Raw genomic sequence first — 14,712 nt, forward strand, 5'->3', positions numbered from 1 at the left:
GACCCCTATTTTTATCTACTATAAAGAGAATATTCAATCCTCGGAAAAATTTCCGAGATCAGCTCATTCAAAATAGTAAATTTGGCTCGGTCAGATTTGATCTGAAGCGATAAGTTAGATTTATCTATCAACGCATTGCAGATATTGCGCCTCACTCCGGGTCGAACCCTCACCCTCCGAGTTTGCTCAGGATGCGGGTTTAGAGACCGAGTTCGCCTTCGCGCAGCTACTTAACCTCATCAAGTAATCTAGCATCCGATGCTAAATTCGGTCCATTGGACCGAATTACGCCTGCGGGTCGCATCGAACCCTCATCCTTCGACCCCGGCCTTCGCCGGGGCAGGCTCCGGCCAGGATGCGGGTTTAAAGTCCCAATTCGCCTTCGCGTAACTTTTTGACTTCGTCGCGTAGTCTAGCGGCTTCCTCGAATTCGAGGTTCGCCGCGGCTTCGCGCATCTGTTTCTCGAGGCTGGCGATGACGGCCTGGACGTTGTGGCCTGAGCCCGGCTCCAGTTTGGCGACGGCTTCTTCGGCCATGCCGCGGGCGGGGAGGCGGCGGGATTTGCCGCCCTTGAGCTGCTGGCTCTTGCCGCCGGGCTTTTCGCCGAGGTCGGCGAGGATGTCGGCGACGGCGCGGACGATCGTGGTCGGCACGATGCCGTGTTCTTCATTATGGGCGATCTGTTTCTCGCGGCGCCGCTGGGTCTCTTCCATGGCGCGTTCCATCGAGCCGGTGATCTTGTCGGCATAGAGGACGACGCGCGCTTCTGAGTTGCGGGCGGCGCGGCCGATGGTCTGGACCAGCGAGGTTTCCGAGCGCAGGAAGCCTTCCTTGTCGGCGTCGAGAATGCCGACAAAGGCGCATTCGGGGATGTCGAGCCCCTCGCGCAGCAGGTTGATGCCGACCAGCACGTCGAACTCACCGAGGCGCAGGTCGCGGATGATCTCGATCCGCTCCACCGTGTCGATGTCGGAGTGCATGTAGCGCACCTTCACGCCCTGTTCGTGCAGGTATTCGGTGAGGTCCTCGGCCATCTTCTTGGTCAGCGTGGTGACGAGGGAGCGGAAACCCTTCGCGGCGGTCTCCTTCACCTCGGCGAGGAGATCGTCGACCTGGTTGATATTGCCATTGTCCTTCGTGCCCGTCACGGGGCGGACCTCGACCGGCGGGTCGATGAGGCCGGTGGGGCGGATGACCTGTTCGGTAAACACGCCGCCGGTCTGTTCCAGCTCCCACTTGCCGGGGGTGGCGGAGACGTGGACGGTCTGGGGCCGCATCGCTTCCCATTCGGGGAATTTGAGCGGGCGGTTGTCGATACAGGACGGCAGGCGGAAGCCGTATTCGGCGAGGGTGGACTTGCGGTTGAAGTCGCCCTTGAACATGGCGCCGATCTGGGGAACGGTCTGGTGGCTCTCATCGACGAAGACGAGGGCGTTTTCCGGCAGATATTCGAACATGGTTGGCGGCGGCTCACCCGGCAGGCGGCCCGTGAGGTAGCGGCTATAGTTCTCGATGCCGTTACAGGAGCCGGTCGCGGCCATCATTTCCATGTCATAGGTGACGCGCTGTTCGATGCGCTGGGCCTCGAGCAGCTTGTTGTGCTTCTCGAAATGCTCGATCGTCTCTTTCAGCTCTTTCTTGATCGAGCTGACGGCATTGTTGAGCGTTGGGCGCGGCGTCACATAGTGGCTGTTGGCGTAGAGCTTGATGGCCGGCAGGTCCTGGATCTTCTTGCCGGTGAGGGGGTCGAACTCGACAATGCTTTCCAGCTCGTCGCCGAAGAAGGAGAGCTTCCAGGCGCAGTCGTCATAGTGGGCCGGGAAGATGTCGAGCACGTCGCCCTTGAGGCGGAAGGTGCCGCGCTGGAAGGCGGCGTCATTGCGGGTGTATTGCAGGGCGACGAGCTTCTGCGTCACCTCGCGCGGGTCGATCTGCTGGCCTTCCTCAAGCTTGAAGGTCATCGAGGTGTAGGTCTCGACCGAGCCGATACCGTAGATGCAGGAGACCGAGGCGACGATGATGACGTCATCACGCTCCAGGATCGCGCGGGTCGCCGAGTGGCGCATCCGGTCGATCGCCTCGTTGATGGAGGATTCCTTCTCGATATAGAGGTCCGAGCGGGGGACGTAGGCTTCCGGCTGGTAGTAGTCGTAATAGGAGACGAAATACTCCACCGCATTGTCCGGGAAGAAGGATTTCATCTCGCCATAGAGCTGGGCCGCGAGCGTCTTGTTGGGCGCGAGGATGAGGGCCGGGCGCTGCACCGCCTCGATCACCTTGGCCATGGTGAAGGTCTTGCCGGTGCCGGTCGCGCCGAGGAGGACCTGGTCGCGCTCGCCATTCTGGATACCCTCGACGAGTTCGGGGATCGCGGTGCGCTGGTCGCCGGCCGGCTCATAGTCGGAGGCGACGCGGAAGCGCTTGCCGCCCTCGATCTTCTCCCACTGGCGGTCGGGCCTGTGCGGCGTCCAGTTGTCGGATGGCAGGCCGCCCGCCGCATCGCGGGCGGCGCCGGACCAGTTGAAGGTGGCGGAGGCGTCCGAGACGCCGGAAGTGGAACGGGACATGAACAGCAAGATGGTGCAGGGCGGGGGGCGCGTAAAGGCCCCTCTCTGCGGGCGGTGCTGCTGTCTGTTCCGCCGGGCCGCTAGCAGGGGGCGGTGAAGGCGTCCTCGCTGAGCGCGCCGCTGTCGGCATCGAGCATCAGCACGCTGCCGGTGCGCTCTGCTTCTGGCGGGGTATCGGTGCCGGCGCAGGGGTCGGTGAGGAGGTCCCAGCTGGCGAGGATCTCCAGCTCGCCGCTGCGCAGGCTGAGATGGGTGGCGCGGCCGGTGAGGCCTGTGTCGTCCTCTGTGGTGGTGTAGAGGAGAAGCTCGGTCAGCCCGTCCTGGTTGGTGTCGGGCGCGGCGACGATCTGCGCGCCGGCCGCGTCGCTGTCGAGGGCGACTTCCTGCGTGATGCCGCCAATCGAGACGAGGACGAGGCGCGGGACGGTTGTGTCCTCGCCGGTCTCCTGCGGTTCGACCAGCCAGGCGGTCTCATTGGCGCCCGGCGCGGTGAAGGAGCCGCTGGCCCTGCCAAGCACGCGGGCGTCTTCAATCGCTTCGGGCCGGGTGGCATTTCCGGCGGCGAATTTCGCGGTGGCGGCCTCGACCTCGCGCGGGTCGAAGAGCGGCGCGGCGTCCGTGTCCTCATCGGTCTTCTGCGGCGAGATGCCCTTGGCGTCGCGGATCTCCGGCTTGGGGATTTCGGCCGTCTTGCTCTCTTCTGCAGCGGCTGCCTCTTCCGGCGTGGCGGGCCGCTCCATCGGCTCGGAGCAGGCGGCAAGGGCGGTGCCCAGCAGGAGGGCGGTCACAGGGCGCTTCAGCATGTCAGGTCCTCTTCGGATTGTCCGGCGAGACGAACGTATCCGAGGTCGCCGGGTTCTGTGAAGTGGGGGAGTGTCAGCTGGCCGGCCGCAGGTGCGGCGCTGGACCAGCGGAGGCGGACAGGCTCGGCCCCGGCCGGGATTGACAAGGTCATCGCAACAATCTGGAGTGGATGAATAACGATGTGCCAGCGCGAAGACGACTAAAGGCACACGAACAGGAGGAATTGGCGTCATGGCGATTGTGGACCCTGAGGCTGCGGCGGCCGCTGCAGTGAAATCTCCATCGGCGCATGATGGGCTGAGCCGGCGCGCGATCTATCTGCACGGCTCGCTGGCGATCCCGCTGGCGATCTATGGATACCCGCTGGCCATCTGGCTGCCGCCTTATTATGGCGCGAGCCTTGGCAGTCTTGCGCTTGTCGGCACGCTCCTGATGCTGGCGCGCTTTACGGACGTTTTTACCGATCCGCTCATGGGAGAGATCTCTGATCGCGGACGCACGCGGTTTGGCCGGCGCAAGCCTTACATGGTGCTCGGCGCGCCCTGTCTTATGGTGTCGGCCTGGTTCCTGTTCGTGCCGCCTGACGGCGCCGGGGTGCTCTATCTGCTCTGCTGGCTGACGGCGTTCTTCGCATCGGCGACCATGATCCAGATTCCGTTCCGGGCCTGGGGCGCAGAGCTGTCCGCAGATTATCATGTCCGCAGCCGCATAACGGCCGTGCGGGAAGTCTTTGTGCTGGGCGGACTGCTGCTTGCCGCTGCGGTGCCCATGGTGGTGGAAATCCTCGCCGATGGCGGCGCGGTGGCAGAAGTCTTCACCGCCATGTGGCGCGATATGATTGGCGCGTTTTCCGGCGAGATCATGAACCGGGTGCCCAGCGACCGCTCCGCGCTTGTGAGGCCGGTTCTGTACTGGCTCGCGATCACGATCATTGTCGCGGTGCCGCTTCTGACGCTGCTTGTGGTCACGACCGTGAAGGAGCCGCCGCCGGCCGCCCGCGAACGGGTCCCCGTCATCGAAGGGTTCCGGCATATGTGGCGGAACGGGCCGATGCGCCGGGTCCTGATGATTGCTTTCCTGGTGGTCGCTGGAGAGAGCCTGCGCAATGCGGTCTCGCTGTTCTTTATTCGCGACATTGTCGGCATTCCGACAATCGGGGCGGCCTATTTCCTTTATTTCGTGGCAGGGATCGCCGCGATCCCGTTCTGGCTATGGATGGGACGCAAGGTTGGCAAGCACCGCGCCTTTCTTGGCACGCTCGGTTTTGTAAGCTTTGTCAGCGCCGCAAACCTCTTCCTCGGCTATGGCGACTATTTCGCCTTCTTCTGCCTCTTCCTGATGAAAGGGTTCGCCTTTGGCGGCCTTCAATTCCTGCCCCTGGCAATGCTTGCCGATGTGGTCGATGTCGACAGCGCGCGCTCTGGCGGGCGGCGGGCCGGCGCCTATTTCGCGGTCATCGGCCTGTCCGAGAAGCTGGCGGCGGCCATCTTCACTGGCGTCGCGCTCAATATTGTCGGTCTGCTCGGCTATCAGGCGATGGGCGCCAGCGCGTCGGCAGAGCAGGGCGTCCTTGCGCTCCGACTGGTCTATTGCCTTGGCCCGATTGCCCTCTACAGCCTCGCCGTGCCGCTCATCTGGAGCTATCCGCTGACCCCTGAGCGCCATGCGCGCCTGCGTGCGAGCCTGGAACGGCGCGCGGCCCGCCTCGCCGCAGCGAAGCAAGCTGACAGCCAGGCATAATAGGCGCTGAGGCTGCTAGAGCCGTGCCTCGCGCAGGGCCTTGCGGCGGGTCTTGCCAGCATCGTCGCGCAGGGGCTCGCGGACAAGTTCGATGGATTTCGGCAGCTTGTAGGTGACCAGCCGCTCTTTCAGATGGGCCATCAGGGCGGCCTCATCGAGGTCACGGTCCGGCATGTCGACAATGGCGTGCAGGCGCGCGCCCATATCCTCATCCGGCAGGCCGATCACGGCAGAACTGCGCACGCCGGGAAAGGCATCGAGCGCGGCCTCGATCTCTGCCGGATAGATGTTCGCCCCGCCCACGACGATCATGTCGGAGCGCCGGTCGGTGAGGTAGAGATAGCCCTCCTCATCCATCCAGCCCATATCGCCGAGGCTTTCCCAGCCGCCTTCAATGGCCTTCGCCTCGGCGCCGAGATAATAATAGGAGCTGCCCTGGCCTGCGAGCGGGCGCAGGAACACCTCGCCCACCTCGCCGGGCGGCAGCTCTGCGCCATCCTCGCTGAAAATCTTGATCTCGCAGGTTTCCACCGGCTTGCCGACACTGCCCCTGTGGGTCAGCCATTCGGTGCCCTGGATCGTGGTCGAGCCCTGTCCCTCGGTGCCGCCATAAAGCTCCCAGATCACCTCCGGCCCCAGCCATTCGATGAAGGCCTCCTTCAGCCAGGGCGGGCAGGGCGCGGCTAGGTGCCAGAGCGCGGTCAGGCTCGAGACGTCATAGCGCGCCCGCACCTCTTCGGGCAGGGCCCAGATCCGGCGCATCATGGTCGGCACCATATAGGCGGTCTCGATCTTCATCCGGTCGATCAGCTCCAGCGTCTTCTCCGCATCGAACCGCGTGGTGACGGCGACGGTGGCGCCCTTGAAGAGAGCGATCACGGCCCACATGAAGGGGCCATTATGATAGAGAGGCCCCGGGATCAGCATCGAGCCCTGATTGCGGATCTGCAGGAACTCCATATTGGTGTCCCACTCGGCCGGAAGCTTCGAGACGATGAGTTTCGGCTGGCCCGTCGAGCCGCCGGACGTCATCGCCTTGAAGGAGCGGGCGGTCTTCTCCGGCAGGGGCGTATCGGGCAGGGCGGCGTGCGGCGTGAAGCCCGCCGGTATGGAGGGGATGGGCGCATATTCGTCCGCCTCCACGCCGACCACGAGGGCGGGCTTCGCCAGCGCGACGATCTGGTCGCGCTCATATTTCGGCAGGCGGGCCGAGACAGGCTGGGGCGTCGCGCCGAGCTTCCAGGCAGCGAACACCGCCTCGAAGAATTCCAGACTGTTGGGCAGGGCAATGGTGACGAAGTCGTTTTCCCTGACGCCGAGGTCGGCATAGGCCCGCGCGAGCCGGCTGGTGCGCCCCTCCAGATGCTCCCAGCTGATCTGCTGGCCCTCATGATCGATGGCGACCCGCTCTGGCTGGATATCGGCCCAGTGGGCGAGGATTTGCGAGAGCGACAGGACGGGCATGGATGTCTCCTCCGGGGCAGGCCGTCTGCGACGGCCGGTTCATGGTGCTGGGCCGGACCGTAGCGATTTGGGCGCTGAGGGAAAGGTGGGGATTTTGAGGGGAGCGTCGCGGGGCCTTGGTTCGACTTTGCTCACCATGCGGCCTTTGGGACGTTGAGGCGGGGTGTGGCCTCAGTCAAACCCCTCAAAAGGGGAAAATATAATAAAAACACGCTTTAGTTTTAGGGGGCGCGCGATACTCCACTCATGCGCTTACACGATGCTGCGAGAGACACGGCCGAGATCGTGAACCTTCTGTTGGAGGAGGCAGGCGAAGACTGCCGCGTGCTTGAGCTTAGTGACGGCTATCTCGCAGCCATCCTCAACCCTTGCCTCGGGCCGGAAGAGGAGAGTGTGGTGCGCCTGATGTCGGCTGCGCCGGACATGCTCGCGCTGCTGCAGGAAGCGGCCAGCGCGGAGGGTTTGCCGCAAGACTTTCGTAATCGCGCCAATGCGCTAGTCTCGACCATTCGAGATGGGAATGGTCGAGAGCGGAATGGCGCGCAGGAACTGGGATCGCAGGGAAGTCACGCTCGCGATTGAGCTCTATACGCGGCTGCCTTTCGGGCGGCTGCATAGCGGTAACCCAGAGATCATCGCCCTTGCCGAAGAGATCGGGCGTACGCCGAGCGCGCTTGCAATGAAGCTCGTTAATCTGGCGTCTTTGGACGAGGATTTAGACCGCAAGGGGCTTGGCAACGCCTCCTCGCTGGACCGCGAGGTTTGGGCTGATTTCACGTCTCATCCCACGCAGTTCATAGAGCGCGCCCGCCGCATGGTGGGCGAGATTTTTTATGCGGAGGCCGAACCGTCAGCAGTGCTCGAAGTGGCCGAGGGCAAGGAAGCCGAGCGCGTCGTGAAGGTACGCCAGAACCAGCGTGCCTTTCGTGAGATCGTGCTGCCGTCCTATGACAATCAGTGCGCCGTGATGGGGAAGGTCTCGCCAGCGCTTCTGACGGCCAGCCACATCATCCCATGGTCGGCGCGTGAGGAGACGCGCCTCGACCCGCGCAATGGCATCAGCCTCAATTCGCTGCATGACCGGGCCTTTGATCGCGGGCTGATCTCCTTCCGTGACGACCTCACAATGATGGTCTCATCGAAGATCGTTGTTCCGGACCATGTCCGGTCGCTATTCAATGAGGATATCCGCCTGAAGCCGGCGAAATTTCGCCCGCTGCCGGGGTATCTGGAGCATCACCGGGATGTGGTGTTTGAGGCTGGCTAAAGCATCAAATGATTGGTGGCCGGCTGCGGAGCCGATCCAGGCGAGCGTGGCCGGGTGTCCCTCTGTGACTGTGATGAGGTCGCGTCGCGCGGGGGGAACCTCGGCCATTAGGCGCTCAATACAGTTTGATCATTCCAAGTAAGCACGCAAGGCAAGCTTCCTTCGATAGTCTGCCGTGTTACACTTGGTGATGCCTTGAGGCGGAGCGCCGGGACAGCGCTCCGCCTTTTGCTTACTGGGCTCAGGCGCCGAATTGCCAGGAGATGGCGGCCTTGAAGTTGCGGCCGGGTTCGGAGACGCCCTGGAAGACGCGGTCATAATTCTCGTCGAAGATATTATCGACGCCGACGTCGAAGCGGGCGCCATTGGCGAAGTCGGGCTGCCAGCTGGCATAGACGTCGAGGACGACATAGCCGTCGCGTTCTTCGGACACGGTGAAGCCGCCTGTGCCGTCGGCCTCGCGGCGTTTGAAGTCGTCGGCGATCTGGATGCGATAGCCAAAGCGGCTGTTCCATTCAGGCACTTTCAGACCGAAATTGAGGGCGAGCCGGTCGGGCGTCAGTGAGCCGAGATCGGAGCCGTCGGCGGTGTTCGTGCCCTCAATGATGGAGAGGGTCGCCTGGCCGAAGAAGCGGTCTGAATCATAGCGCAGTTCGCCTTCCCAGCCTTCAAGCTCGGCCGAGTCGACATTGGCCGAATTGGTGGTCCCGGCGGTGCAGGGCTGGAAAGAGGGCGGCGCGAAACAGGTCGCGTCATAGGAGAAATCGACCGAGAGGTTGATGAGGTCGGTGGCGTCGGTCTCAAAATAGCTGAGCTTGCCCTGCAGCCGGTCACGGCGGGCGACGACATTGTGGAAGTCGATCCCGGCGCCGAACTCCACCGTTTCGGTCTTTTCCGGCACAAGATCCGGGTTCGGCACGAAATTATTGTTCACGAACACCATGGAGCCGCGCGCCGGATTGAACAGGATGGGGTGGGGGACGGAGAAGTGAACGCCGTCGAGGTAAAGCTCATTCACCGACGGGGCGCGGAAGCCTTCTGAATAGGACCCGAAGGCGCGGAACCACGCGGCGCCGGCCGGCTCATAGCTGACGGCGAAGCGCGGCGAGACGGCGTCGTCGCTATTGGTCTCGCCGGGGGCGGCCGATGAGCTGCTTTCGAAGTCATCGAACCGCACGCCAGGGACGATGAGAAACTCGCCGGCCCCGGTCTCGATGACCGATTCCAGCTGGGCGAAGACACCGGTAAACTCGCTCTTGCCATTGGGCACGCCGCCGCGCGTACCGTCCGTGGTCTGATCATCCGTGCCGACCTGCTCATCCTCATACCAGTCGACGCCGAGGGTGAAGGTGTTCTGGCTCGGACCGAGGGTGAAGCGGGAGGCGTTGCGGGCGCTGAAGCCGGTCGTCTCGATCTCGCGCAGCGTGGTGCGGGGCACGGTCTGGTCGAATTCGTCGACCTCGGTCTCTGTGCGGTAGGCGGTGAGGCGGGCGTCGATCCAGTCATTGGCGGCCGGGTTGAACCCGATGGCGGCGCGGTAGGTGTCGGTGACGATGTCTTTCTCAACGTCGCGGTCAAGGACGGTGTCCCCCGTACCGGCGACGCCCTGGCCATTGTTCGGCTCGATGGCGGTATTGTCGAAGCGCTGCCAGGAGGCTTCGAGGTCGAGCGCGTCGGTCAGGGCGTAGCTGCCCTTGAGAAGGCCCGTGGTGATGTCGTCATCGGAGGGCAGCGAGGCGCCCGAGCCGAGATCGATGTCGCCGGACTGGCGAAGGCCGATACTGGCGACGCCGTCGAACTTGCCCTGGCGGGTGAAACCGGAAAGCGTGGCGAGGGTCTCTTCATTGACGCTCTGATAGCCAAGGCGCACGCGGGCGCCCATGGTCTGGCCCTCTTCAAGAAAATCAGCCGCATCGACGCTTTCAAAGGCGAGGACCCCGCCAACCGCGCCGGAGCCATAGAGGGCCGAGGCAGGACCCTTGACGACTTCGGCGGTACCGATCAGCGCCGGGTCGAGGAAGAAGCGGCCGTCATGGGCGGAGGTGAAGCTCTGGCGGGCGCCATCGACAAGGATGAGGACGTTCTGGCCGGACAGGCCGCGAATGCTGGGCAGTTCGCCCGTGCGGCGGGGGCCGCCGGCGAAGTCGAGCCCCGGCACATCGCGCAGCGCATCGGAGACGGCGGACGGGGCCAGCGTGTCGAGGTCGTCGCGCGTGATGACGCTGACCTGACCGGGATAGTCGAAGACCGGAATCGGGTTGGAGGTGCCGTAGACGGTGACGGTTTCTTCGCGGCGTTCCTCATCCTCCGGCAGGTCCGGGCTTTGGGCGAGGGCAGGGGCGGACAGGATGAGCGCGCTGCCCATCAGCAGGCCGGCCCTGAGTGTGCGGTGGCGGTTGAATGACATGATTTCCCCTCATGATTTACTTGAGAATGATTTGCAGTCGCCTCATTGCATAGGCGTTCCGCTATTGCAAACGATTCTCACTATCATTATCAGGAGCGTCATCGAGGGCCCGGTCAGGGCAGATCAAGAGGGATAGATCATGAGATATTCGGCTTCATTCAGCGTGCTCGCCTGCGCGGCGTTTCTGCTGACGTCCTGCGCGGCGGGCGGCGCGGTTTCGGGCCAGGCCGCTTCCGCTCAGGTGGCGTCTACGGGCCAGGAGGCCGCCAGTTTCGAGCGCGACCGCCAGTCCATTCTGGCGATGGCAGGCGACTACAAGGTCACATTCGACTTCATCGAGACGGTGCCCTTCGTGGAAGGCTATGAGCTGAAGGACCGCAAACTCTCCGGCGGCAATGAGATCGTCCGCGTGGTCGAGGACACCGGGGACTTCATCAGCCTGCAGCATATCCTCGTCGTCGGGCCGGAAGACGATCCGATTGTCGTGAAGCACTGGCGTCAGGACTGGCGCTATGAGCCGCAGCGTGTGCTGGTCTTCATTGGCGGCAACGCCTGGGAATGGCGCGATGTGCCAGCCGTTGAGCGGGCCGGGGCCTGGTCGCAGACCGTGTATCAGGTGGATGACGCGCCCCGTTATGGCGCGGTGGGCGAGTGGACCTATGAGGACGGGATCGCAGAGTGGACGCCGCCCGCCGAGTGGCGCCCGCTGCCGCGCCGCGACATGACCACGCGCGACGACTATCACGCGGTCGATGCTGTTAACCGGCACACGCTGACCCCCGACGGCTGGGTGCATGAGCAGACCAATTCCAAGCTGATTCTGACCGGTGAGCCCCAGGCGCTCGTCCGCGAGATCGGTGTGAACACCTATCGCCGCAATTCCGGTTTCGATGTCGCTGTGGGCGACGCCTACTGGGCGGCCACGGAGAACTATTGGGCCGGGGTGCGCGATGAGTGGGGGAAGATCGAGGCGGAGTATCCGCGCTTTGCGATCACCATCAAGGGTGAGACCGAAGATCTCTATAATCCGCTGCTCAGCCTTGCCGGTGAGGTTCAGGCAGGCGAGCGCGATACCGCCTCTGCAGTGGCAGAAGCGCGGACCGTTATCCGCAGTTTCGTGACGCCCGATGTCGGCGCGCTGGTGGGCCGTCTTCGCCCGACGACAACGCCGGCCGGTGGAGGTGAGGGATGATCAGATCGCTTCTATCCGGGGCTGCGGCACTTCTGGCCGTGGCCCCGGCCTTCGCCCATGCGGGGTTCCTTGTCCCGGTCACTGAAGGCACGGACGCGGACGGAAAGGTGCTGCTGCATGCGACATTCAGCGATGCGTTCCCGCAGATGGAAATCGGCCTGACCTCCGAGGCGTGGGTGATCGTCACCCCCGAGGGTGAGCGCAAGGATTTCGACCGGATGGCGGAGCGTCCTGACCGGACGCTTTTGCAGGCGACGCTGGAAGAGGAGGGCGTCTACCGCCTCTCATCGGGTGAACGTCTCGGCCGCAAGGGGGAGGTCGCCAGGATTGAGGGCGAGTATTTCCTGCTTGGCCGCGACGGGCTGACCAAGGAGAGCCTGCCCGACGGGGCTGAGGTGCTGACGTCCCAGACGGCGACGGTGTCCGACATCTATCTGGCGCGCGGCGATGGCCCGGCCGCCCCGGTGGAAAACGAGATTGGCCGGCTGGTCATACATCCTGCGGACAACCCGGCGGGCCTTCGCGTTGGCGAGAGATTCGCCGCTGACATCCTCTTCGATTCAGAACCGCTGGCCGGGTATGACATCACCCTTTTCACGCCCGCATCAGGCCGGGAAGAGGGGGAGGCCGATACGAGCCTCACCAGCGATAAAAGCGGCGAGGTCGCGTTTACGCCCGATCAGCCGGGCGACTATCTGCTCATGGTGCGGCACATCGCGCCTGCCCCAGAGGGGGCGGGGACGGACGTGCGAAGCTATACCACGACGCTGACGCTGCAGGTTCCGGGCGCCCGCTAGGCCGCCGCGCTTGAAGGCCCGGGACGCGGGGACGCCTTGATAGGCAGGGTGCGTCCTGCGCCCGCTCGGGCCGAAAAGGGTGCTGGGAAATGAAAGTGAAATGGATGCTGCTTTTCCCCACACCACACCTTGCAAATGAGAATAACTCGCATTAACAGGCGCGGCTTCAGTGTATATGGATTGGGGAGTAATTCCGGTGAAGAAATTTCTGATGAGCGGCATTTGCCTGGCTGCCGTCGCGCAGGGCGCCTTTGCGCAAGAGGGAGCTGGCGAGCCAAGCGATAAGGAGCTTCGCGAGGAGGTCATTGTCGTGACTGCCACGGGGTTTTCGACCGCGACGTCCACAACCAAGACGGACTCACCCATCATCGAGTCGCCCCAGAGCATTTCGATCATCAGCCGTGAGGAGCTTGACCTGCGCGGCGCCATGACGATCGCCGACGCCCTTTCCTATTCGGCTGGCGTGCAGCCTGAACCGTCCGGCATCGACAGCCGGACCGACGAAATCTCCATTCGCGGTTTTGGCGCCGGTGGATTCTCATCCAACAACAATTTCGTCGATGGGCTGCGCCTGCCGACGGGCGGGCAGTGGACCCGGTTCGGCTTCGATCCCTATGGGCTGCAGCAGATTGAAGTGCTGAAGGGCCCGTCCGGTGTGCTCTATGGTCAGTCCGCTCCCGGCGGCATTGTCAACATCGTCTCGAAACGCCCGACCGAGACCCGGCAGTTCAATGCGCTGGCCCAGGCGACCGGCTATACCGATCTTGAGAACTGGACCTATCAGCTCGGCGCCGATGCGAGCGGCCCGCTGAATGAGAGCAAGACGATGCTGGGCCGGGTGGTCGGTCTTGCGCGCCATGGCGACACGGCGATCAACGACATCGAGAACAGCCGGTATTATATCTCTCCCAGCTTCACCTGGCAGCCCACCAGCGACACGAGCTGGACGCTGCTTGGCCAGTATCAGCGCGACGAGGGCGGGGCGACCTTCCAGTTCCTGCCGCTTGCCGGTTCGCTTGAGCCAAGCAATGGCGGCTATATCGACAATGACGCGAATATTGGCGAGCCGGGCTGGAACGATTTCGACCGCGACCAGCTCCTCGTCGGCTCCTTCTTCGAGCATGATTTCAGCCCGAATCTCACCTATCGCAACAATGCCCGCTACACGACGGTCGATACGCTATATCGCGTGACGGTACTGTCAGGCGGTACGGTCACCGACTGTTCGCGGTTTGAAAACGCGGCGCTCTATCCGAACCCGGCCGACGCCGCCAACTGCATTCCCGGCCAGACCGTCGGACGCCGTGCCGTGCAGGGGGATGGCGAAAGCGAAGGCTTCGCCATGGACAACCAGCTGCAATACACGCTCCAGACCGGAGCCGTGGAGCATACGCTGCTCGCCGGGCTCGACTATTTCCACACCGAATGGGAGCACAAGCGCGACCTCGTCACGCTGATGGGCGCGCGCAATGTGGAAGTCGACCCGCTTTACAACATCTTCGATCCTGAATCGCGCGGAACGGATGGGTATTTCGAGAACCTGAACCCGCAGATCTATGGCGAGGCGGTCAGCGAGCAGACGGGTCTATACCTTCAGGATCAGATCAGTGTCGGCAACTGGCGTTTCACCATTGGCGGCCGCCAGGACTGGGCGGATGATGAAAGCACCGATACCACCAACCCTGCGGCCGAGACCTCCTTCGACACCGGTGCCGAGGAATTCACCTGGCGGACTGGCGCCGTCTATCTGTTCGACAATGGCCTCGCACCCTATGTCAGCTATTCGCAATCCTTCCTTCCGCAGGTCACCGATCCCTCCTCGACACTGGACGGGGCGCTGTTCGAGCCGACCACGGGCGAGCAGTACGAAGCTGGCCTGCGCTATCAAGGCGGCCGCGCCATCTACCTGACGCTTGGCTATTTCGACATCACGCAGGAAAACGTGCCCACCTCGGACCCCAATGGCGTGCTCTGCGGCCGGCGTGTCTGCCAGGTGCAGGCAGGCGAAGCGACCGTGCGAGGTTTCGAGTTTGAAGGTCGCGCCTCGCTCGACACCGGAACGACCCTGATCGCCTCGGCCTCGACGCTGGATACAGAGGTCTCCGACCCGACTGCCAGCCTGGACGGCAAGGAACTGGCCGCCGTGCCGGATGCGCTTGCCTCCTTCTTCGTCGACCAGCGCATCGAGTCAGGCCCGCTCAGCGGCGCCGCGTTTGGCGGGGGCGTGCGCTATACCGGAGAGAGCTTCGGGGATTCCGGCAATGCGATCGAGATCCCTGATTATACGCTCTTCGACCTCTTCCTTCGCTACGACCTTGGTGAACTCGCTTCTTCCATGGATGGCGTGCTGCTGTCGGTGAATGCCCGCAACATCGAGGACAAGCGCTATGTCTCGACCTGCACCTCGGAGGCGTCCTGTTTCTACGGGCAGGGCCGGGTCGTCACCGCGCGTGTCGCATACAAGTGGTAGGCC

General features: G+C 63.5%; 10 protein-coding genes. 6 read left to right on the forward strand and 4 right to left on the reverse strand.

Going from position 1 to position 14,712, the window contains the following annotated elements:
• Positions 1-363: 363 nt before the first annotated feature.
• Complete coding sequence (gene uvrB, locus ABNU55_RS11810) at positions 364-2,568, reverse strand: excinuclease ABC subunit UvrB (protein WP_348764375.1); 2,205 nt, start codon at positions 2,566-2,568, stop codon at positions 364-366.
• An 80-nt stretch (positions 2,569-2,648) separates the two neighbouring features.
• On the reverse strand, positions 2,649-3,371 hold the full coding sequence (locus ABNU55_RS11815) for a hypothetical protein (protein WP_290754370.1): 723 nt from the start codon (positions 3,369-3,371) through the stop codon (positions 2,649-2,651).
• Positions 3,372-3,603: 232 nt separating this feature from the next.
• Here ABNU55_RS11815 and ABNU55_RS11820 point away from each other — a divergent pair, with 232 nt between their 5' ends.
• The gene (locus ABNU55_RS11820; RefSeq protein ID WP_290754369.1) at positions 3,604-5,112 is read left to right on the forward strand and encodes an MFS transporter; all 1,509 of its coding nucleotides are present in this window, start codon (positions 3,604-3,606) and stop codon (positions 5,110-5,112) included.
• Between the two features lie 15 nt (positions 5,113-5,127).
• Here ABNU55_RS11820 and ABNU55_RS11825 read toward each other — a convergent pair whose 3' ends face one another.
• Positions 5,128-6,576 carry an AMP-binding protein gene (locus ABNU55_RS11825; RefSeq protein WP_290754368.1) on the reverse strand — a complete coding sequence of 483 codons (1,449 nt, stop codon included), beginning with the start codon at positions 6,574-6,576 and terminating at the stop codon, positions 5,128-5,130.
• Between the two features lie 285 nt (positions 6,577-6,861).
• On the opposite strand from ABNU55_RS11825, the gene ABNU55_RS11830 reads away from it, so the two are divergent.
• Positions 6,862-7,158 carry a hypothetical protein gene (locus ABNU55_RS11830; protein WP_348764376.1) on the forward strand — a complete coding sequence of 99 codons (297 nt, stop codon included), beginning with the start codon at positions 6,862-6,864 and terminating at the stop codon, positions 7,156-7,158.
• Entirely contained in the window at positions 7,112-7,843 is a 732-nt protein-coding gene (locus ABNU55_RS11835) for an HNH endonuclease (protein WP_290754366.1), read from the forward strand. The genes ABNU55_RS11830 and ABNU55_RS11835 overlap by 47 nt, the downstream gene beginning before the upstream one ends.
• Positions 7,844-8,084: 241 nt before the next feature.
• On the opposite strand, the gene ABNU55_RS11840 is transcribed toward ABNU55_RS11835, so the two are convergent.
• A complete protein-coding gene (locus tag ABNU55_RS11840; RefSeq protein WP_290754365.1) occupies positions 8,085-10,250 on the reverse strand; it encodes a TonB-dependent hemoglobin/transferrin/lactoferrin family receptor in 2,166 nt (721 codons plus the stop codon).
• A 139-nt stretch (positions 10,251-10,389) separates the two neighbouring features.
• Here ABNU55_RS11840 and ABNU55_RS11845 point away from each other — a divergent pair, with 139 nt between their 5' ends.
• From ABNU55_RS11845 to ABNU55_RS11855, 3 genes are all read left to right on the forward strand, one after another.
• A complete protein-coding gene (locus ABNU55_RS11845; RefSeq protein ID WP_290754364.1) occupies positions 10,390-11,442 on the forward strand; it encodes a DUF6607 family protein in 1,053 nt (350 codons plus the stop codon).
• Positions 11,439-12,239: a DUF4198 domain-containing protein gene (locus ABNU55_RS11850; protein ID WP_290754363.1), complete on the forward strand. Its 801-nt coding sequence runs from the start codon at positions 11,439-11,441 to the stop codon at positions 12,237-12,239. The genes ABNU55_RS11845 and ABNU55_RS11850 overlap by 4 nt, the downstream gene beginning before the upstream one ends.
• Before the next feature lie 196 nt (positions 12,240-12,435).
• On the forward strand, positions 12,436-14,709 hold the full coding sequence (locus ABNU55_RS11855) for a TonB-dependent siderophore receptor (RefSeq protein ID WP_290754362.1): 2,274 nt from the start codon (positions 12,436-12,438) through the stop codon (positions 14,707-14,709).
• Positions 14,710-14,712 lie beyond the last annotated feature (3 nt).

Origin of the sequence: uncultured Henriciella sp. (genome assembly GCF_964005855.1) — a bacterium.
GTDB lineage: Bacteria > Pseudomonadota > Alphaproteobacteria > Caulobacterales > Hyphomonadaceae > Henriciella.